The organism is Chryseobacterium sp. WG23, assembly GCF_024586575.1.
In the GTDB taxonomy this organism is placed as follows: domain Bacteria; phylum Bacteroidota; class Bacteroidia; order Flavobacteriales; family Weeksellaceae; genus Chryseobacterium.
Genome location: NZ_JALCZE010000017.1, coordinates 37332 through 57356, shown reverse-complemented (window position 1 = coordinate 57356; position 20025 = coordinate 37332). Strand labels below are relative to the sequence as shown.

The window sequence follows — 20025 nt, the reverse complement described above, 5'->3', positions numbered from 1 at the left end:
GTTTTAATCCAAGAATCTATGAAAAAACTGATAGGCAGACTAATGCTAAAATTATTGGGCTGGAAAGTCGTTCTGCAGGGCGATGTAAACAGCCTGAACAGATGTATCCTTGTGGTGGCACCACATACCCATAATATGGAATACATTTTAGGAAATCTTGCCTACTGGTCTTTAGGGAAGCCATTAAAGATCATTATTAAAGATGCCCACACCAAGGCATGGTATGGAAGCCTTGTAAGAGGACTTGGAGGTATCGGTATAGACAGAACTCAAAAAAATGATCTGGTCAACTTTGTAGCGAATCAATTTGCAAAAGAAGATTTCAGCCTGGTTATTACCCCGGAAGGAACAAGAAGCTGGGTTCCGAAATGGAGAAAAGGTTTCTATCACATGGCATTGGCAGCAAAAGTTCCTATTGTACTGGCAGCGGGAGATTTCAAAAGAAATATTGTTTACCTGGGCTATACCATTCCTTATGAAAGGCTTGCATCTGCTCCTTTTTCAGAGATTATGCAGGAAATTCAGGATTATTACATTAAAAATGATATTGGTCCTAAAATTCCGGCTAACTGGAATCCTAATATTATGGGGGAATAAGTATCATCAACAGCAAATTATCAACATACAATGAAAGGTCAGAATAAAGAAGAAATATTGGCGTTTTTGAATAACTGGGGAAACGAAACCCTGGCAAAAACACTGGAAATAAAATTCATCGACATTGATGTCGAAAATGAAACCCTTACGGCCACAATGCCTGTGCTTCCAAGAACCCATCAGCCTTTTGGAATCCTGCATGGAGGAGCCAGCTGTGTATTGGCTGAAACCTTAGGGTCAAGCCTGTCTAATATTTTCATAGACGGGAACAAATACTATGGTGTGGGAACCAATATCAATTCCAATCATCTGAGAAGTAAGAAAGATGGGCTTGTAACCGCTACTGCCCGCTTTATCAGAAAAGGAAAAACCATGCATGTTTCAGAAATTGAGATCAGGGATGAAAAAGGAGTACTCATCAACCATACGACGATGACGAATGCTATTATCCTGAAATAGATTAAAAGGAATATCAATAAAAAATAGAAGACTCAATTTTTTTGAGTCTTTTTTATATACTTACTGCAAACTTTTCAGAGTACCGGAATATAAAGTAAAGAATATTTCTTTAAAAAACAGCTCTTTTAATTTTGACATTTTTAAGACTAATAATACCTTTGCAGAAAGGAAAATCAACGTGGGAATTGCCTATAATATTTCCGGGCGGTGATTTTCAAAATCTATCCACAGCTAATGATTTATTTCAAATTTCCTTTTGACGAACAATTATATTCCACAGATAAAAATCAGAATATAAATTCCATAAATTTTTATTCTTTTGACAAACTGCAACAGGTAAGTTTTAAAGGTGAAATTACTGAGGCTGAAGAGCAGCAGATTGCAACCGGTATTATAAACAATCCCTTATTACAGGATCAAACCCATTTTGAAGAAGAAACGAAGGAAGAATATATCCATAGTCTTCACAATGTGATTGAGGTGATAAAAAAAAACCAACTTCCTAAACTGGTTTATTCAAGAAGAAAGATATTCAGGAACTTTGATCAGATTGATCTCACAGAAAGCTTTAAAAACCTGTGCACCTCTTATCCGAATGCATTCAGGTATTTATTTAATGATGGACAGAACACCTGGATGGGTGCTTTTTCTGAAGTTTTAGGAAAGTTCAATAAGGAAACACACGAATTTGAAACCATGGCACTGGCGGGTACGCTACCGGTTTCAGAAGAATGGGCCGAAAAGGAGGTTGAAGAACAAAAACCCGTTACCACCTATATTCAGGATATCCTTACAAATTATTCCGGCAATGTACAGCAGTCAGAAACCTACGATCATATCTCCGGCAACATCAAACACCTTCGTACAGATTTCCGGACTTATATAAAGCCTGAGGACCTTGATACCCTTATCCGGGATCTTCATCCTACTCCGGCAGTATGTGGAATTCCTAAAGACTTCTGCATTGAAAATATTCAGAGGTATGAAAAGTTTCCCCGTGAATTATATGCCGGTTACATTAAAATTGAAACTGAAGAAAGTATACAATTTTTTGTAAATCTGCGATGTGCAAGACTTTATCAAGACTCTGTACATGTCTTTGTCGGTGGCGGAATTACCGCTCAGAGCAATCCGGAAAAAGAATGGACTGAAACAGAACTGAAGTCTGAAGCCATTCTTAAAAATCTGGCAACTTCGTAAAAAACATAAAGAATTTAAATAGAAATAAGAAACCTCCTTCAGATTGAAAGAGGTTTTGTTTATTTTAAATATAAGTTATCTGAGTTATTTCTTTACTCCGATTCTGCTCCACGTATCCATAACGAAAAGCAAAATAAGCCCAATAAAAGCTGCTGCCGCAGAAAATACAAACTTCAGGTTATCACTCTCTTCTGATAAAACATCCGACTGCCAATCTATAGCATAAAGATTAATGGCAATGAATACAATAAATAGTACTAAAAATACTTTATAAAACTTCTTCATAATTTCTAAAAATTAACATAATTCAGCACCAACTGGGCAAAATTTGCGGTGAATAATTTAATTGAAATTGCCAGCAGGATAATTCCGAAAACTTTCTGAAGGATCATCAATGTAGCATCCCCTATTTTCCTTTCCAGCCATTTCGCTGATTTAAGCACCAAATATACGAAAATTGTATTAAGAATAATTCCTAAAATAATATTAATATCATGGAATTCAGCTCTGAGAGATAGCGCGGTAGTCAGTGTTCCGGCACCTGCAACCAGCGGAAATGCAATGGGAACAATGGATGCCGCTTTTGCTTCGGTGGTTTTATTGATTTCAATTCCTAAAATCATTTCCAGGGCTATGACAAAAATCACAAAAGCTCCGGCAATGGCAAAGGAATTCACGTCTACTCCAATCAGTTTAAGGATCTTATTTCCTACGAATAGAAAAACAATCATAATAAGGCCGGCAGTAATTGCAGCTTTTCCAGCTTCAATTTGCCCGAACTTCTGTTGAAGGCTTACTATAATAGGAACTGAACCGATAATGTCAATAACGGCGAAAAGAACCATAAAGCTTGTAACGACCTCTTTAATAGAGAAACCATCAAAAATTTCCATCTCTTTGTAATTAAAAATTTCGCAAAAATATGAAAATAAATTAACTATTTGCTAATTTGTGAATATAAATTAACAATTGTTTTCAAAAGTTCCTCAAGTCCTTCTACAGATTTCACAGGAGAATATTTTTCAATTTGAATTTTCTGCTGAAGTTTTCCGTAGTCTTCTGCAAAAGAAGAACCTTTGTGATTTTCAAGAAAAGTCTTAAACTCACTGACAGAGCCCTGAAAATACTGAGCTCTTACTTCCTCATCCAATTCTTCCATTGTTTCAAAGAACTTTTCGTATTCTCCGTTATCTTTAAGATTTTCAAGGTAGCTGAAATAGTCATTAATATCCGTTTTCAGCAATTCCTTGATTTCCCTTTCTGTTTCGGCCACTGATCCTAAAGATTTAGACGGTGCATTTTCCCTAACTAATGTACGTTTTTTTTGCCAAGTCTTAAATAACAGGTAAGCAACAAATAACCCCAAAAGGATCACAATATTGGTGAAGAGAATATTCCAATGGAATTTACTTTTTTCTTTTACTTTAAATGAAGTGGTCTTTAAAACCGGAGTGTTTACCGTTTCAAGCAGATTATTGGTATATTCATTTACTTTCTCTACCGTAGAACGGGCTTCAAGAACCTGCTCATGAGAAAATGCATTCAAGGCCAATGTTTCCTGCCCAAGATCGATATATTCTTTGTTCTCAGGATTAAAAAAAGCAAACTGTTCTGTTTTTATAGAAATTGCTCCCGATTTTTTAGGAATAATAACATAGTTAGCCAAAATTACTCCTTTCATCCCCGTTGTTCCTGGGGATACTTTAGAGGTGATTTTAGGGGCAAAAATTTCATAATCCGGAGACGCTGCAATTTTTGGAAGTACCATATCCGGTAAATTTCCCTCTCCTGAAACCTTTACCACAATATTCATTGGCTTTTTAGCCTCAGGCTTCTCTTTAGAGGCATTGTAAACACTTACATTGAAGTTTCCCACTGCATTTTTAAAACAGTCAGGAGCTCCTTCCGGAAGTTTTTTTACAGTAAGTCTTATCTTATTGGAAAGAATTTTATTTTTATTGGAATGAGAATTCACAGAGGCTGACACCCCCGGAACTTCTACATACCCTGCTTCATTTGGAAATACCATAAACATTGCCAGAATCTGGGAAGCCATATTTCCGGAATTCGTCGGATCTATTTCAGACCTGTTAAAATTAATAGGGTGCACATTGATATTATCCTGCTGTGGAAGATGGATATTTTTTACTTTTCTAAGATTATCCATATTTCGGGAATACACCTTCAGAACAGCAATGGTAGGCTGATCCTGGTATACTTCTCTGTCTTCTATCTCCATATTCAGATAGACGTCATTGGAAGTATTCCCGGCTAAAGATTTCTTTTCTACGAATTCTTTGACATTGACATCAAAAGGTTCTGTTTTATAGATTTTATTATTGACAGTAACCAGTACCGATCCGATTTTTATTTTTCCCTTTTTCTTAGGTTCAAGGGCTATTCTGGATACTTTCTGGGTAATCAGTGTATTGGTAGCAGGATCAATCACTGTATTGGTAACCGATCCGCTTCCGATAATATTGAATTTCGAAAGATCCGGAAGCTGAAACCCTGTTTGCTGTACAAGATCACTTCCGTTGAGTTCTAAAATGATTGTAAGATTAACAATATCCTTACCGGCATATTCAGCTTTATCAGCATCAAGGCTAAGATTTACCTGTCCGTAAGTAATTACGGATGCCAGAATAAGCAATATGTAAATCAATTTATGCTGCATCACCAATCTTTCTCGTTGCTTTCAGGCATCGAATAAGAATTCTTATTTAAAATTCTTCTGGCGGTTTCTTTTTCTTTTTCGTTAATTTTATCTAGAATTGCATTTTCAAGGTCTTTTGGCATTTTACCTTCATTGTCCTGTTTTTGCTGAGGATCATTGCCCTGGTCACTTTTACCTTTGTTTTGCTGACCACTTCCCTGATCCTGCTTCTGATCTTTTTTATCGCCTTTCTGATCATCACCTTTGTTCTGATCATTACCACCACCACCTTTTCCTGAGTTGTTCTGCTGGTTTTTCTGTTGTTTTTCTTTTTCCTTTAACTTGGCAATTTCATAATTCTTCCTGGTGGCCTCACTATACGGATTTTGCTTAAGAGCTTTTTTATAATAATCTGCAGCCTTTTCCGGCTGGTTCATCTGCATATAGCTATTGCCTAAATTATGAAGTGCCGCCGCTTTATCCGGAAGTGTCTGTGAAAACTGCTGTGCTTTTTCAAACTCTTCCTTTGCTTCTTCATACTTCTTACTTTTATATAAAGCATTCCCCAAATTGTAATGCGCCGTAAAATCTTTGTCATTGGATTTTGCGGCCTCCATATATTTTGAAGATGCTCCATCATAGTCTTTACCGTCAAATTTTTGGTTCCCTTCATGAACCAAAGTCCTGTAGTTTTCCTGCCCAAACAGAATGCCTGAGAAGGAAAAAGCAATTATAAACGATAAAAGTAAGATTTTAGTATTCATCCTTTGCAAAATTATTCCTTTAAATGTTAAGAAACAGGAGTTTATTTGTTAAAATTCGGTTAAAGTGGCCTTTAAAATGAGGTTCTCTTCTAAGAAGATTAGACATTGAAATCTTTTTTAGGATTAAAAAGAAAAATTAAAAGGAAAAATAAGATGGATACTCCCAGAAAATACTGATAGTAATGGTTGGCATTCTGTGACTTCACTATGGTTTCGGATCCTGAAGATTTTTTATTGACGGCATCAATAATTCTGTTTGGCGCTTCATTGATGTTATTTCCGTCTATATAACTTCCTCCGGTAGATTCAGCCATCTTTTTTAGGGCGTCTGTCTGTCTTTTTGAAATGACAGTTCCTCCGTTCACATCTGTTTTATATCCCATTAACTGCCCATAAACATATTCAGGAACCGGCGCTCCCTCGTCGGTTCCAACGCCTACAGAAGTAATACTTATCCCTTCTTTATTGGCTAACCTAATGGCAGCATTGTCATTCCCTTCATTATCTTCACCATCACTGAGCAATATAACCTTCCTGGAGCCTTTGCTTACATTTTTAAACTTATCTACAGCAGCCTGCATTCCGTTCAAAAAATCGGTTCCCTGGACCTGCATGGAATTGGTTTCAATCCCACTGATATAGGTTTCGGCAGAATTATAATCTGTAGTCAGGGGCATGATAGACATAGCCTGTCCCGCAAAAATCACAATACCAACTTTGTCATTTTTCATCTTCTGCATAGTACCCAGCATCAGATTTTTAGCTTCAGCAAGACGGCTTGGGTCTATATCTTCGGCATTCATTGAATTCGAAACATCAAGCATAAAAATCACATTGTTTAACTTCTGGCTGCTTTTTACTTCCTCTGAGCCATTAAGAAGATCAATGATTGAAAATATCAAAAATAGAGTTCCTAATAAATATAAGGCAGGAAAAATTTTTATAAATCCCGATTGTTTTTCAAATAAATGATCATGAAACTGGCTGTCTGCAAAAATTTCTCTCTTTTTATTTTTCCATCTCAAAAAACGGATCAAAAAGATAGCTAACAGCGGCAGAAGCAACAGCAAAAATAAATACCAATAATTTCCTAAAGACCAACTCATCAGCTTAAAATTTTATAAAACACCCATCTCAACAATGCATCCAATACCAGCATTCCCAACGCAATCCACAGGAAAATCTTAAAATATTCTTCGTAATTGTAGAGCTTGGAAACCTTTACATCAGATTTCTCCAATTGATTGATCTCATCGTATACTTCTTCAAGACTGCTGTTTGATGTAGCCCTGAAATATTTCCCTCCTGTATTCTGAGCCACTTCTCTCAAAGTATTTTCATCAATGGCAACTTCCGTCTCGGTAAATACAAGATCCCCAAAGATATCCTGCGATGTAGGCATCAGTGCGTATCCATTGGTCCCAATTCCTATGGAATACACCTTTATATGATTACTTTTAGCCAGTTCGGCTGCAATCTGTGGCGGAATAGCATTCTGAATATTACTGACCCCATCTGTCATCAGGATAATTACTTTACTTTTCGCTTTGCTTTTAATCAAATGGTTGACGGCTACAGAAAGGCCTTCGCCAATAGCCGTTCCCGGCTCCAGCCCCGCTGAATTAAGATTTTTAATCTCATCAATGACAACCTGATGATCTGAAGTGACAGGCACTTTTGTAAAAGCCTCTGCAGCGTAAGCTACAACTCCTATCCGGTCATTCGGACGTTTCTGAACAAATTTTACGGCAATATCCTTCAGTGCTGTAATACGGTCCGGGCTTAAATCCTTCGCCAGCATACTGAGAGAAACATCTATAGACAGCATAATATCTACACCTTTTGTATCATCTCTATCCTGGGAGACTGTAAAGGTTCTGGGTCTCGCCATAGCAATAATCAGTGCAGCAAGAATGATGTACTTCGATATTTTCAAGACAAAAAGAACAGCCTGAATACCACCGCTGGAATCCATATTTTTAACGGTAGGGACTTTTATCCCTTTCCTTTTCTGTCTTCCGGCATCTTTAATAAAAAGTGGAATAAACAGTAGAAAAAGCAGTAAGAACCACGGACTGTAAAACTCAAAATTAAACATCCTTTCTTAAGTTTTCAAATTCTAAATCTTTCGATGATCTTTTTACAAAATCCCTGATATTGGCAAAATCATTTTCCATGGTTTCTTTATCAGGAAAGGTTTTCGCAAATTTCACAAGGTCTCCCCTTAAGAAAACATCTTCTATTATTTTTTCGTTATCCTGAGAAATGGTATTGTTCTTTTTTATGACCTCAATAAGGTCATCGGTAAGAAGTACATCTGCAGGAAGGTGATATTGTTTGGCTATAAAGGTTCTGGAAATATCGATCAGTTCTACGTAGAATGAACGGAAATTACCTCCTTCAATATATTTTTTCTTTTTAAGAGAATCCAGTTCTTTTAATGTTTGGTTGGTCGCTACAGCCGGTGAACTCGTGGATTTTCTTCCCCATTTTACAATCATGATAATAGCCACAATCAAAGCAATAGCTGCTAAAGCTGCCAGAATATAGAATTTATAGAGCTCCCAATAATCTTTTGCATCAAGTTTAACTTCTTTATTCTTCATGATATCATTAATCTGATCAGCTTTTTGAGCGGTATTAATGACATCGATCTCATAAGGAATAGTTTTCAGTATTTTATCACCCACTTTAAATTCCAGCTCAGGAATCGTAAATTTCCCTTCTTCAAAAACAGCAAACTCTATTTTCCTCTCATATAAATTGGCATTTTGTCCGATACTGTCTTTTGTTTCTTCAAAATGAAAAGGCAGCAACTCATTTTTGGCTGCAGAGATCACCTGCTGGTCGTGAATATTGTCAATTTTAATAACAAAATGATTGACTTCACCTAACGCAATAGTTTTCTTCTCTATATTGGAAGACAATATCTGTGAAAAAGTGTTGACACAGATAAAAAAAGATAATATTAATAGTATTTTTTTCAATTTTTAAATAATAAATTCAGGCTGGTGCCTAGTGTTTTATTTCTAATTCTATCTATCGGTTACCGTACTATTTTTTCTGGAAATAGCTATACAGTAATTTTGAATAATCTGAACCTGTATTGATATTCATAAAGCTGGCCGAGCTGTTGGAAAAATCCTCTTCCAGGGCTCTTAACTTCTGTTTTTGAGCTTCCGCAAAAGTATATCGCCATCTGGCGCTGGAAGTATTGGCCCATATTTGTTTTCCTGTTTCTACATCATGTAACAGTGTATATCCTACATCAGGAATTTCATTATCCTTTTCATCATAGATCCTCATTCCCAGCAGCTGATGTTTTTTTGAGGTTACTCTCAGCATTTTAGAATCATATTCATCCTCAAAATCTGAAAACAGGAATACCAGAGATTTTCTTTTAAAAATTCCCATCATATATTCCAGTGCTTTGTCTATTTTAGACTCAGCAGCAACATAATCGGCCGTCAGGATATTGCTGATAATAGAAAGAATATGTTTTCTCCCCTTCTGTGGTGGAATTACTTTATATACTTTGTCAGCAAACAGAATCAGTCCCACTTTATCATTATTTCCTGCGGCTGAAAACCCTAAGCTGGCTGCGATTTCGGCAACATATTCCCTTTTCAGCTGAGTCTTTGTTCCATAATCCATTGAAGCGGAAATATCTACGAGAATCATCATCGTAAGCTCTCTTTCCTCCTCCATTACTTTTACAAACGGTTCACGGAAACGTGCTGTTTTATTCCAGTCAATTCTTCTTATTTCATCTCCAAACTGATAGGGACGGACTTCCGAAAAAGTCATCCCCTGCCCTTTAAAGGCACTGTGATATTGCCCCATCAAAGCAGCTTCCGTCTTTTTTCTGGTACGGATTTCTATCTGCTTTACTTTTTTTACAATATCTTTTATCTGCATACGCTGATGTAAGGTTTAATAATTTACAGGGATTTGTATTTACACTATTCTTTTTTCCATTTTCATCTTCTAATCTTTCAATTCAATGGACACATTCAGCCATTCATTATCAAATTTCGGACTGTATTTTTTATAGAAATTGATGGCTGGTTCATTCCAGCTTAGTACCTGGAATACCATTCCGCTGTAATCATTTAATTTTCCATGTTCCAGTGTTGCATCAAATAATTTTTTCCCAATCTGCATTCCTCTCATTCTTTCGGTTACTACCAAATCTTCAAGATACAGCCTCCTTCCTTTCCAGGTTGAATATCTGTCGTAATACAACGAAATTCCTACAATTTTACCGTTCATTTCAGCAACAAAAGCACCCCAGACCGGAGACGGTCCAAAGCCATCTTTAGTAAACTGATCTAATGTTACCGTTACTTCATGTAGTGCTTTTTCGTATTCTGCCAGTTCCTTAATTAAGTCAAGCATCGAAGCACAATCTTCCTGAACGGCTTTTCTGATTACAACATCACTCATTATGGCGCCTGGATTTTTGCTAAAATTCTGTTGATGATCTCTTCTGTTGAAATTTCTTCTGCCTCCGCTTCAAAAGTTAAGCCCATTCTGTGTCTCAGCACATCTTTAGCCAATGCTTTTACATCTTCAGGAATAACAAAAGCCCTTCCTTTTAAGAATGCATAAGCTCTTGAAGCAATCGCAAGGTTAATAGATGCTCTTGGAGAAGCTCCGAAGCTGATATAATTTTTAAGTTCGGAAAGTCCGTAATTTTCCGGATATCGGGTTGCAAACACCATATCCAGGATATATTTTTCAATTTTCTCATCCAGATAAATCTGGTTGATCAATTCTTTGGCATCTACGATATCCTGAAGAGAAATGACCGGATTCACAGTAGGCTGATGTGAAGTGGAAACCATTCTCATTACTTTTCTTTCATCTTCAAAAGATGGATAATCTATGGTACACTTCAGCATAAAACGGTCACTCTGTGCTTCCGGCAACAGGTAAGTTCCTTCCTGATCAATAGGGTTTTGAGTAGCCAGTACTAAAAACGGCTTGGGAAGCTTCATTGTTTCATCACCAATAGTTACCTGTTTTTCCTGCATCACTTCCAGCAGGGCAGACTGTACTTTGGCCGGCGCACGGTTGATCTCATCCGCTAGTACAAAATTAGCGAATACAGGACCTTTTTTTATAGAAAAATCATTGTCTTTGATATTAAAGATCATTGTTCCCACCACATCTGCGGGAAGCAGATCCGGTGTAAACTGAATCCTTGAGAATTCGCCATGAACAGCATCCGCCAATGTTTTTATCGCTAAAGTTTTGGCCAGTCCCGGAACTCCTTCAAGAAGCACGTGACCATTTCCCAAAAGCCCTACCAAAAGGCGGTCTATCATGTATTCCTGCCCAATAATAACTTTGTTGATTTCCTGTCTCAGAAGAGAAAATAAATAGTTTTTTTCTTTTACTTTTTCCGTCAACTGACGGATATCTTCTGCTTGAAATGTATCTGACATAGCTTGATTTAAAATAGGTGGTAAATTTCTGATAAATACTTGCATTAATCAACACAATCAATGCCATTATTGAGTTAAAGTTTGTTAAATATTCCGGGATGGATAAGGGATTCAGGGTAATACGAACTGAGTTTCTTACACATACTGCCGATTCACACGGAAGCTCCACCGGGTGTATCTTTGATTTTCCTGCTAGGAATACAGCATTTTTACCAGTTTCCTATAAAAAATGTTGTAGCATTTTTACCACAACATTTTTATTATATTAAATTACAAATCTGCTACCAATTTCTCAGCATATCAAAGCTTTGTGATGGTAATGGTAAACACATCTTCCGGCCTATCTTCCGCATCCTCGTAAGATCCCACATTGATATAATATTCTGTTCCTGCGCTGGTAGTAATGGTAATAGTTTCCGAACTACCGCCACCGCCGTTATCTTTTGTCCCCACACAAGTCAAGCTGTTACACGATCCTTTATACACTCCTATTTTGGGATCGAAAGAAATGGTTGCAGGAGCCACTTTAATGGTAAATTGGCCGCCGTCTCCCGTAAATTTGAACCACAGTCCATCGTTCATTCCATCGTTAGGGCATGCCATTATAAATCCGGCATTATTGGTAGAGGACATTCCATCACTCTGTGTATAGGAATAAGGAAAAGCAGATGCCAGCAAAGCTCCGGAACAGGCATCATTTACCGGTATTGGAGGAATGGTTTTAAAAACATTATCTGTACAGCCGGAAGATTCACCATTGGCCGAAACAGCTGTTACTTTTAAATAATAACTGGTATCTCTCGTAAGAACAATTGATGGTGAAAGATTAAAGTTAGCAGCAGTCACAACCTGCTGGTTAATAATATCTGTACCTCCGGGACTCGTCCCTAAGGAAACTTTGTAAGACGTAGCTCCAATCACCGGCTGCCAGCTAACAGTAGGAGATAAAGAAATAAACTGAGCATTGTTTGCAGGATAGAGTATAAAAGGACAGGCAGGAGTAGACTTGGCCGTCAGCCCGGCAATTGTTATTGCTGATTTATAATCCGCTCTTATTCCACCGGGTGGAGATGCAGGATCAATAACTGCCTGGTCTCCTTTGTAATAAAGGGTAGAATTTGGAATATATGGATACACACGGAAAACTTCATCAAAATTATTAATATCAATGCTTGGCGCATTTTCTCTTGCTGCCACCACTAAATTATCTGTATTATTATAGGCAAATGGTGTAGTAAAAGCAATCTCCACTTTACCATTATTCTTCGTTACCGTACCTGCAAATACCTGAGTAAGTTGTGAGGAGGGAATCCAGTCTGCGCCGGAAGTAAATGCCGTTTTCTGGGTATGCCCAAGATAAACCGTCCAATTCGAAGAGTCAGAAATACTGGCAGATGGATCTACATAGAATGTAACTCCTGTAATAGTTCCTGCAGCAGTTGCATTCAATTCCTGTTTAGGGTAAATCTGCTGGACATAAGAATAGGAAAAAAAACTACTGACAGGCGCTGTGCCCACATTGGTGCTTCCGATATTTAAATTGATCTGAGCTTTAAAAATCAAGACTGTCAATAATAAAAATAAAAGTAAATTTTTCTTCATCATTAATAAAATTATCAGTGAATACGATGCTAATTTAATAATAAAATTTCAACTTTAATGACAAATACAATCATTTAATAAAATTCATTTACATCTTTCATTTGAAAATGCTTTCTTCTATTTGTTTTTTTTACACTATTAACAACAAAAAGCTATTTAATTTAAAAACAAAGACAATAAAGCGTTTTTTAAGTACATATTTTAATACATTTGTATCAAATACCAATCACATGTCTAAAAATCTATTTTTTGTCAGTCTTCTGTTTGCCAGTCTTTTTAAATCACAAACCACGACAGTAACCAATGTGATTTCTCAGGCAGTGTTTTATGACGGCTATGCTGCTACAGTATCCGCTCCTGTTCCTAACGGGTTGATCAGACTGAACAATGCCAGATATACAAGAAAGCTTACAGATGCAGAAATGGACTCTTTTAAGGCAAAGATTGCCATGAGAGTCACCATAGGTGCATTGTGTGATAATTATGACCGCCTGGGAGAAGTGTTTTTAGCATTGGTACCTAAAGACCAGGCTACTTATACAATAAATGATGCTAATGTAAAAAGGATTGAGGCAGGGAGATACATTACTCCTTTTATGAACAAAAACCGCTCTCCTCTGGAAGTTCCCTATACTTATGATGTGAGCAACCTGTACAGTATATTTCACGACGCTACCCTGCGAAATACCTATAATATATACATGGAACTGGATGTCTTTGGTGTGCCTTATGCAGCAAACAATGAAGTTCCGGGATGCTCAGGCAGGAATGATGTATTTACGGGAACTCTTACTTTCTTTTCAACAGATAACGGGGCGACAGCTACAGACTATAATACCCTTGCTCCTATTCTGAGCTATAACAGGCTTAATAATTATAACAGTACAGATGTTGCCGGTGAAACCGTAAGAATTGTAAATTTTAACTTGCCAGACCCGGTTACCAATGCCCGCTTCTTTGTGATCTCTACTCCACATGGCGCCAACAGCGGTGGTGAGGAATATATAAGAAGACAAAACTACACCTATGTAGATGATGTACAGGTACTCACCTATACTCCCGGGGGAATTTCGTGTGAACCCTACAGAGTATACAACACACAGGGTAACGGAATCTATGGCGCTACTCCCAAAACGCTTGCAGAATGGACTTCCTGGAATAACTGGTGCCCGGGCAATGCCGTTCCTATACGCGGATTCAGCCTAGCTAATATGACCGCAGGAAATCATACTCTTAAACACACCATCCCAACAGCTGTTTTCAATCAGCAGCAGGGAGATGTATACCTGTCTGTCTATATGCAGGGTAAGAGCAACACTACGTTAAACGTTAAGGATATTAAAACAATAGATGTCAGTATATACCCCAACCCCACCTCTGATTTTGTAACCATCAAATCAGAGACTGCTGTCGCTTCTATCTCAGTCTTCAGTATAGAGGGAAGAAAATTATCTGAAACGTACCGGGAAAACAAGGTAGATCTTTCCGGCTACAGTACAGGAGTTTACTTTTTGAATATTGTACTGAAAGATGGGACGGCTTTTAAACACAAGATTATCAAGAAATAAAACCAATAATATCCCTTCAAGGTATTTAAATTCAACCATACAAAAGCCTCTTTGGAAAATATCCTGAAGAGGTTTTTTATAACTATCTTGTTTTACATTTCAAAAAGCCCTGTCGTTTAAAAAAGGAAAATTAAAAGGCTTAAAACGCTGTTATTATAGAAAAAAGCGCAAGAATATAATCATAATTAGTTCTTTTTTTGAATAGTTAAAAAACTTTAACTCTAATCCCCATTCAAAAAATTGTCATTTCCAGTTTATTAAACTATTTTTGGAGATTAAAAAAACGGCAAAATGAATTATCATTTTCAAGCACACAGACAGGTAAGAAGAAACCTTCTGGACATCCTGCAGAACACTTCTCATGAAGATCTTCTGCTGATTCCGGATGGCTTCAACAACAATATATATTGGAATATTGTACACACAGTTGCCACCCAGCAGCTGCTGCACTATTATCTGAGTGGAAACCCTTTCCGTATTGATAAATACTGGATTGAAACTTATAAAAAAGGGACTTTACCTAATCTTAATGTCCAGAAATCAGAAGTGGAAGATTTGGAGTTCCTGCTTACTGAAACGTCAAAGATCTTAATGAAAGATTATGACAGTGATTTCTTTTCAGATTACACGCCCTATACAACCAGTTTCGGAATGGATTTAAAAAGTATTCAGGATGCCATTATCTTTAATAACATGCATGAAAGCTTACATTACGGATATGCAATGGCTCAGAAAAGAGCTATTTTGGGTGAAAAATATTAAACAATTACCCTCTGATGAATAAGAGCTACCACAGTTCTTATTTTTGGCAAAAAAATAAAACTGATGAGCCTTCAGAAGGGTTAATGAGTAAAAATCAGGGAATTCATCCGGAGGAAAATAAAATTCATGTAATCCCGGATGTTGTTTTACTACAAAACTGTAGAAGAGCCTCCCTACCTTGATTAGATTTAACAATAGAAAAAATAAATTTTGACAAACGACAACAAAAAAGACGATTTTATTTTTGGACTTCGTCCAGTAATAGAAGCTATTGAAGCAGGAAAAACCATTGACAAGATCTTTGTGCAAAATGCACTTCAGGGTCCTATTTATGCTGAATTGAAAGCTGCTTTAGCAAAAAATAAAATCCGTCCCAATTATGTTCCGGTTGAAAAACTGAACCGCTTTACGAGAAAAAACCACCAGGGTGTGGTTGCTTTTATTTCGGATGTTCCGTTTTATAAAGTAGAAGATATTGTTCCTCAATTATTTGAAGAAGGAAAAACACCTTTCTTATTGATCCTGGACAGACTTACCGATGTAAGAAACTTTGGGGCTATCTGCAGAACTGCAGAATGTGTGGGTATCGATGCGATCATTATTCCGGAAAAAGGAGGTGCTCCAATCAATTCTGATGCGATAAAAACTTCTGCAGGAGCCATTTATAACATTAAAATCTGTAAAGAAAATAATCTGGCCCATGCCGTAGACTTTTTACAGCAAAGCGGAATCACGGTATTTGCTGCCAGTGAAAAAGCACAAAAGTTAATTTATGATGTTAACTTCTCAGAACCTTGTGCTATTGTAATGGGAAATGAGGAAACCGGAATTTCTAAAGAAGTACTTCATCATTCGGATGAAAAAATAAAACTTCCTATTGAAGGAAAAACACAATCTCTAAATGTTTCTGTCGCATGTGGTGCTATTCTGTATGAAGCGGTAAGACAGAAAATTTTGAAATAATTCAGTTCTATAACCAACATTAAAAAATCAGAAAATGAAAAATATAGCAGCATTAGCGCTTATCTCATCCATAGCTCTTGTATCGTGTAAAAAAGAAACAGCTACTGTAACGAAAGTAGATCCTAAAACGGGAAAAACCGTTACTGTAGAAGTTCCTGCTGATTCTGTAGCTAAAGTAGCGGAGAACCCGGCGATCAGAGATTCTGCAGGGATCATTAAGCAAACTTTTAAGCTTGAAAAAGGAAAAACATATCCTCTTACAACGTATCAGAGAGATGTAAAGACCATGACAGATCCTACTGGAAAGTCTATTACAGCGACCAGTGAATCTACGGATGAAATGAATTTTACAGTCAATGATATCAAAGGAAATGTGTATGATATGACCCTTAACCTTGTAGCTAAAAGAAGTTCTCAGTCTGCACAGGGAAAAACTATTGTTGTAGATACCAAGCTTCCTATTCCTAAAGAAGATGATCTTAAAATGATCTGGAATATCAACAGGGCGCTTACCGGAAATAAGCTTGCTATGAAAATGGATACAAAAGGTAATGTGATATCCATCACAGGTTTTGATGCTGTGTACAACAAAGTATCTGCTTCTGTAGGAACTCTTATCAAAGATGCGAATCAGAAAGCAAGCGTTGTAGCAAGTCTTAAAGAAACTTTCAATGAAAAAGTACTGAAAGATCAGTTCAATAAAAACCTGACGATTATTCCTAAAAAGGGAGTGAAGATCGGTGAAAAATGGACCACTTCTGAAAACGCTGATGCAAGCGGGACAGTTAAAGTAACTTCAAACTATGTTTTAAAAAGCTTAGGAAACGGAAGTGCTGAAATTGGTGTTACCGGAGGGATTCCTAAGAAAACAGAAAAGAAAGCTCAGGGGCCTATTACTCATAGCTTAAGCAGTGAACTGGTACAGACCGGTACTATTAAATTTGATGAAAATACAGGGTGGATTACCAACCAGAATATCAATGTGGAAACTACACAGATAGAATCTATTACAGACGGAAAACAGTCTCAATCTATGAAAAGTGTTTCAAAATCTTCTGTCATGGTAAATCCTTCAGCAAAATAATTAAAGTAAAAGAGTTTGAGGTTGAAGAGTCTGAGAATTTGAGAGTTTTATTTTGATTATTAAAATAAGTATCGACAAACAACTTTGAACTTTAGAATCTTAAATATATTGTATTATGAAGTACATTCTTGAGCTGGTACTCTCTGCTATCATTATTTTCTTTGTCTGGAATATTCTGAAAAGGATATTTTTTAAGACGTTTTACGGTTATAGGTTCAACAATAACAGTAATCAGAATAACAGGCAGCAGGATATCCATGACTCGAATAAAGAGAATAAGCAAAACCTTAAGTGGGATGCGGAAACCGTAGACTATGAAGAGGTGAAACAGAATAATGATAAAAGGTAAAAATTCCAAGAAAAAAGATAATAACCAGCATGGCGAAAAATAAAAACTTAATTTATATTGCTATTTCATTAGTTGTATTTATAGTTTTAGCATTTTTATATTCCACCCCTGTCTTTACGGGAAAACAGCTTTTCCAACATGACATTGTACAGTACAGAGGGGGAGCAAAAGAACTGCTCGACTATAGAGCCAACACAGGAAATGAAACCTACTGGAGTGATTCCATGTTTGGAGGAATGCCCACTTATCAGATGGGTAGCCAGTTTAAAGGTGATATTATCAAGAAAATTGACAGCAATCTGAATTTCCTGCCAAGGCCGGTTAATTATCTGTTTCTGCTTTTTGCAGGCTTTTTCCTTCTGGGAATGGTAGTGGTCAGAAACTGGAAATATGCTCTGCTAGGGGCTACTTTCTTTGGCCTTTCTACCTATTTTTATATTATCATTGCTGCAGGGCATAATGGTAAAGTAAATACCATTGAATATTTCGCTCCTCTTTTAGCCGGAATCCTATTGGTTTATATCCGGAAACAATACATCTGGGGATTCATTGTGACAACCCTTTTTATGGGGCTTCAGATTGCAGCGAACCACCCACAGATGACATACTACCTGTTCATTGCGTTAGGATTTTTATTCCTTTCTGAACTGATCAGAGTGATCCTGAAGAAAACACAGATGAAGCATTTTCTTATTTCTTCGGGAATTATTGCGGTATCATGTATCATTGGAGTTGGAATGAATTCTCAAAGAATCCTTGCCAATTCTGAATATGTAAAAGAAACGGTTCGTGGAAAGCAGATTTTAACGAATGACAGCCATACTTCAGGAAAATCCGGAATGGATAAGGAAAGCATGCTGATGTGGAGCTACGGTAAACTGGAAACGTTAAATCTTTTCATTCCAAGGCTGATGGGTGGCGGAAGCCAGGAGCCGGAAGCTAAGGAAATGATGAGCAAAGTTCAGGAGCTTGTTCAGGAAAATGTAGGCTCACAGGCAGAAATGGACAGAATATCGAAAGGTTTCAGTAGCATGACATACTGGGGTGACCAACCGGGAACTTCAGGACCGGCATACCAGGGAGCTATTGTATGCTTTCTTGCTCTTTTAGGATTTTTCATTGCCCGAAAAAAATACCGTTACTGGATTTTAGGAGCTTCCATACTTACTATTTTACTGGCATGGGGAAGTAACTTTATGCCATTATCCGATTTCTTTATTGACTATGTTCCATTTTACAATAAATTCAGAGCGCCTTCTTCAATCCTTGTCGTTGTAGAATTGTTATTCCCACTGATAGCCATCCTTGGGCTGTACAGATTCTTCACCGATGAAAAGCTTACTGAAGAATACAAACAAAAAACACTTCTTTACGTAAGTGGTGGAACATTAGGATTCGTATTGATTCTTTTGGTCTTCGGAAAATCATTGTTAGGTTTCGCTACAGAAGGTGAAAAAACCTATTTCCCTCCTTTCCTACTTGATTATCTTGTGGATGAAAGATATAAACTGTTCAGAACAGATGCTGTTAAAGCCTTTATTTATGTAGCTATTACTGCAGCCGTTTTATTTTTCAGTTTAAAGAAAAAGCTGAATCAGAATATTGCTTTGGTAGTGATTGGTTTAGTAAGTTTATTCGACTTATGGACTGTGAATAAGCGTTATCTGAATGATGAAAATTATGTAGACAAAGTCTTTGCTGAAAATCCTTTCCAGACAGAAACTTCAGATTTACTGGCTGAAAAAGTTCAGGCAAACCCGAGCTTATCCTCTATTCTTGATAATGTGAATGTCAACAAAACACTGGAAACAATTGCTGAAAAAGATAAGAGCCATTATAGAATTTATAACCAGACTTTAGGTGTAACAAGTGAGACAAATACTTCTTATTTTAAAGCATCTATTGGTGGTTATCATGCAGTAAAGTTAAGAAGATATGATGACATTCTTAATGAATACCTGTCGAACATAGACAGTGTAAAGACTCCTAAAATTCTGAATATGCTTAATGCTAAGTATATGATTTTTGGAGGCCCCGCAGAACCTCAGGCTGTGCCTAATCCAAATGCCAACGGAAATGCGTGGTTTGTAAGTGACCTGAAATTTGCAGATACACCCAATGAAGAAATCAAATCTATTGGGGATATTGACAATAAAAAAACTGCCGTTATTGCCAGTTCAGACAAATCTTATTTCGACAATAAACCTGTTCAGGCAGATTCTACAGCATTTATCAATCTTACAAAATACCAGCCTAATGAACTGGAGTTTAAATCTCAATCCAGAACACCGCAATTGGCTGTGTTCTCTGAAGTTTACTATCCTCATGGCTGGAAGGTTCTGGTTGATGAAAAAGAAGTCCCTTATATCAAAGCAGATTATTTACTTCGTGCCGTACACGTTCCTGCAGGAAACCATCATATCAGAATGGTGTTTGAACCTGAAGTCATTGAAAAAGGAAAATGGATTTCCCTTATTTGTTTCGGACTATTTATAGCCCTGACAGCTTTTGGAATTTTCTGGATGAATAAAAATAAGAAAAAGGAAACAGTAACTGAACCACAAGCTTAAT

Annotated in this window: 20 protein-coding genes; 9 read left to right on the top strand and 11 right to left on the bottom strand. The window is 37.0% G+C overall.

The genetic code is table 11. The features are described 5' to 3' along the window. The first annotated feature begins 18 nt into the window (after nt 1-18). From MP477_RS21625 to MP477_RS21615, 3 genes are all read left to right on the top strand, one after another. Complete coding sequence (locus MP477_RS21625) at nt 19-597, top strand: 1-acyl-sn-glycerol-3-phosphate acyltransferase (RefSeq protein WP_230041007.1); 579 nt, start codon at nt 19-21, stop codon at nt 595-597. Nucleotides 598-627: 30 nt separating this feature from the next. Beyond that, complete coding sequence (locus MP477_RS21620; protein ID WP_230041008.1) at nt 628-1056, top strand: PaaI family thioesterase; 429 nt, start codon at nt 628-630, stop codon at nt 1054-1056. A gap of 234 nt (nt 1057-1290) precedes the next feature. Beyond that, on the top strand, nt 1291-2256 hold the full coding sequence (locus tag MP477_RS21615) for a chorismate-binding protein (protein ID WP_257192106.1): 966 nt from the start codon (nt 1291-1293) through the stop codon (nt 2254-2256). Nucleotides 2257-2340: 84 nt separating this feature from the next. On the opposite strand, the gene MP477_RS21610 is transcribed toward MP477_RS21615, so the two are convergent. The 11 genes from MP477_RS21610 to MP477_RS21560 form a co-directional block, all read right to left on the bottom strand. After that, a complete protein-coding gene (locus tag MP477_RS21610) occupies nt 2341-2541 on the bottom strand; it encodes a hypothetical protein (RefSeq protein ID WP_047487286.1) in 201 nt (66 codons plus the stop codon). 5 nt (nt 2542-2546) lie between these two features. Continuing rightward, nucleotides 2547-3149 carry a MarC family protein gene (locus MP477_RS21605; RefSeq protein WP_230041010.1) on the bottom strand — a complete coding sequence of 201 codons (603 nt, stop codon included), beginning with the start codon at nt 3147-3149 and terminating at the stop codon, nt 2547-2549. Between the two features lie 44 nt (nt 3150-3193). Then, nucleotides 3194-4933, bottom strand: coding sequence for a BatD family protein (locus MP477_RS21600; protein WP_257192103.1), 1740 nt, complete (start codon nt 4931-4933; stop codon nt 3194-3196). Then, entirely contained in the window at nt 4933-5676 is a 744-nt protein-coding gene (locus MP477_RS21595) for a tetratricopeptide repeat protein (protein WP_230041012.1), read from the bottom strand. The genes MP477_RS21600 and MP477_RS21595 overlap by 1 nt, the downstream gene beginning before the upstream one ends. Nucleotides 5677-5774: 98 nt before the next feature. Next, nucleotides 5775-6782: a VWA domain-containing protein gene (locus MP477_RS21590; protein ID WP_257192100.1), complete on the bottom strand. Its 1008-nt coding sequence runs from the start codon at nt 6780-6782 to the stop codon at nt 5775-5777. Beyond that, nucleotides 6782-7774, bottom strand: a complete 993-nt coding sequence (locus tag MP477_RS21585) for a VWA domain-containing protein (protein ID WP_230041014.1) — start codon at nt 7772-7774, stop codon at nt 6782-6784. Before MP477_RS21585 ends, MP477_RS21590 begins: the two co-directional genes overlap by 1 nt. Beyond that, nucleotides 7767-8663, bottom strand: a complete 897-nt coding sequence (locus MP477_RS21580) for a BatD family protein (RefSeq protein WP_257192098.1) — start codon at nt 8661-8663, stop codon at nt 7767-7769. The genes MP477_RS21585 and MP477_RS21580 overlap by 8 nt, the downstream gene beginning before the upstream one ends. A 67-nt stretch (nt 8664-8730) precedes the next feature. Continuing rightward, nucleotides 8731-9594 carry a DUF58 domain-containing protein gene (locus MP477_RS21575; RefSeq protein WP_257192095.1) on the bottom strand — a complete coding sequence of 288 codons (864 nt, stop codon included), beginning with the start codon at nt 9592-9594 and terminating at the stop codon, nt 8731-8733. Between the two features lie 69 nt (nt 9595-9663). Next, nucleotides 9664-10122, bottom strand: coding sequence for a GNAT family N-acetyltransferase (locus tag MP477_RS21570; RefSeq protein ID WP_257192093.1), 459 nt, complete (start codon nt 10120-10122; stop codon nt 9664-9666). Continuing rightward, complete coding sequence (locus MP477_RS21565; protein ID WP_230041018.1) at nt 10122-11126, bottom strand: MoxR family ATPase; 1005 nt, start codon at nt 11124-11126, stop codon at nt 10122-10124. Before MP477_RS21565 ends, MP477_RS21570 begins: the two co-directional genes overlap by 1 nt. Before the next feature lie 300 nt (nt 11127-11426). Beyond that, nucleotides 11427-12731: a hypothetical protein gene (locus MP477_RS21560; protein ID WP_257192089.1), complete on the bottom strand. Its 1305-nt coding sequence runs from the start codon at nt 12729-12731 to the stop codon at nt 11427-11429. Nucleotides 12732-12958: 227 nt separating this feature from the next. Between MP477_RS21560 and MP477_RS21555 the strand changes: the two genes are divergently transcribed. The 6 genes from MP477_RS21555 to MP477_RS21530 all read left to right on the top strand — a co-directional run bounded on the left by MP477_RS21555 (nt 12959) and on the right by MP477_RS21530 (nt 20024). Beyond that, nucleotides 12959-14296: a peptide-N-glycosidase F-related protein gene (locus MP477_RS21555; protein ID WP_257192088.1), complete on the top strand. Its 1338-nt coding sequence runs from the start codon at nt 12959-12961 to the stop codon at nt 14294-14296. A gap of 291 nt (nt 14297-14587) precedes the next feature. Continuing rightward, nucleotides 14588-15058 carry a DinB family protein gene (locus MP477_RS21550; protein WP_230041023.1) on the top strand — a complete coding sequence of 157 codons (471 nt, stop codon included), beginning with the start codon at nt 14588-14590 and terminating at the stop codon, nt 15056-15058. A gap of 210 nt (nt 15059-15268) precedes the next feature. Beyond that, on the top strand, nt 15269-16021 hold the full coding sequence (rlmB, locus tag MP477_RS21545) for a 23S rRNA (guanosine(2251)-2'-O)-methyltransferase RlmB (protein ID WP_306552801.1): 753 nt from the start codon (nt 15269-15271) through the stop codon (nt 16019-16021). A gap of 34 nt (nt 16022-16055) precedes the next feature. After that, nucleotides 16056-17105, top strand: coding sequence for a DUF6263 family protein (locus MP477_RS21540; protein WP_230041024.1), 1050 nt, complete (start codon nt 16056-16058; stop codon nt 17103-17105). Nucleotides 17106-17220: 115 nt separating this feature from the next. Beyond that, entirely contained in the window at nt 17221-17454 is a 234-nt protein-coding gene (locus tag MP477_RS21535; RefSeq protein ID WP_257192080.1) for a hypothetical protein, read from the top strand. Between the two features lie 29 nt (nt 17455-17483). Continuing rightward, on the top strand, nt 17484-20024 hold the full coding sequence (locus tag MP477_RS21530; protein WP_257192078.1) for a YfhO family protein: 2541 nt from the start codon (nt 17484-17486) through the stop codon (nt 20022-20024). The last annotated feature ends 1 nt before the right edge of the window (nt 20025 follow it).

Excerpts from the sequence above, each read along its gene's own strand:
- MP477_RS21550 (WP_230041023.1), top strand. The coding sequence starts at position 14,588 with ATGAATTATCATTTTCAAGCACACAGACAGGTAAGAAGAAACCTTCTG.
- MP477_RS21600 (WP_257192103.1), bottom strand. The coding sequence starts at position 4,933 with ATGCAGCATAAATTGATTTACATATTGCTTATTCTGGCATCCGTAATT.
- MP477_RS21610 (WP_047487286.1), bottom strand. The coding sequence starts at position 2,541 with ATGAAGAAGTTTTATAAAGTATTTTTAGTACTATTTATTGTATTCATT.
- MP477_RS21615 (WP_257192106.1), top strand. The coding sequence starts at position 1,291 with ATGATTTATTTCAAATTTCCTTTTGACGAACAATTATATTCCACAGAT.
- MP477_RS21605 (WP_230041010.1), bottom strand. The coding sequence starts at position 3,149 with ATGGAAATTTTTGATGGTTTCTCTATTAAAGAGGTCGTTACAAGCTTT.
- MP477_RS21565 (WP_230041018.1), bottom strand. The coding sequence starts at position 11,126 with ATGTCAGATACATTTCAAGCAGAAGATATCCGTCAGTTGACGGAAAAA.
- MP477_RS21590 (WP_257192100.1), bottom strand. The coding sequence starts at position 6,782 with ATGAGTTGGTCTTTAGGAAATTATTGGTATTTATTTTTGCTGTTGCTT.
- MP477_RS21560 (WP_257192089.1), bottom strand. The coding sequence starts at position 12,731 with ATGATGAAGAAAAATTTACTTTTATTTTTATTATTGACAGTCTTGATT.
- MP477_RS21535 (WP_257192080.1), top strand. The coding sequence starts at position 17,221 with ATGAAGTACATTCTTGAGCTGGTACTCTCTGCTATCATTATTTTCTTT.
- MP477_RS21540 (WP_230041024.1), top strand. The coding sequence starts at position 16,056 with ATGAAAAATATAGCAGCATTAGCGCTTATCTCATCCATAGCTCTTGTA.
- MP477_RS21620 (WP_230041008.1), top strand. The coding sequence starts at position 628 with ATGAAAGGTCAGAATAAAGAAGAAATATTGGCGTTTTTGAATAACTGG.
- MP477_RS21570 (WP_257192093.1), bottom strand. The coding sequence starts at position 10,122 with ATGAGTGATGTTGTAATCAGAAAAGCCGTTCAGGAAGATTGTGCTTCG.
- MP477_RS21595 (WP_230041012.1), bottom strand. The coding sequence starts at position 5,676 with ATGAATACTAAAATCTTACTTTTATCGTTTATAATTGCTTTTTCCTTC.
- MP477_RS21555 (WP_257192088.1), top strand. The coding sequence starts at position 12,959 with ATGTCTAAAAATCTATTTTTTGTCAGTCTTCTGTTTGCCAGTCTTTTT.
- MP477_RS21575 (WP_257192095.1), bottom strand. The coding sequence starts at position 9,594 with ATGCAGATAAAAGATATTGTAAAAAAAGTAAAGCAGATAGAAATCCGT.
- MP477_RS21530 (WP_257192078.1), top strand. The coding sequence starts at position 17,484 with ATGGCGAAAAATAAAAACTTAATTTATATTGCTATTTCATTAGTTGTA.
- MP477_RS21625 (WP_230041007.1), top strand. The coding sequence starts at position 19 with ATGAAAAAACTGATAGGCAGACTAATGCTAAAATTATTGGGCTGGAAA.
- MP477_RS21585 (WP_230041014.1), bottom strand. The coding sequence starts at position 7,774 with ATGTTTAATTTTGAGTTTTACAGTCCGTGGTTCTTACTGCTTTTTCTA.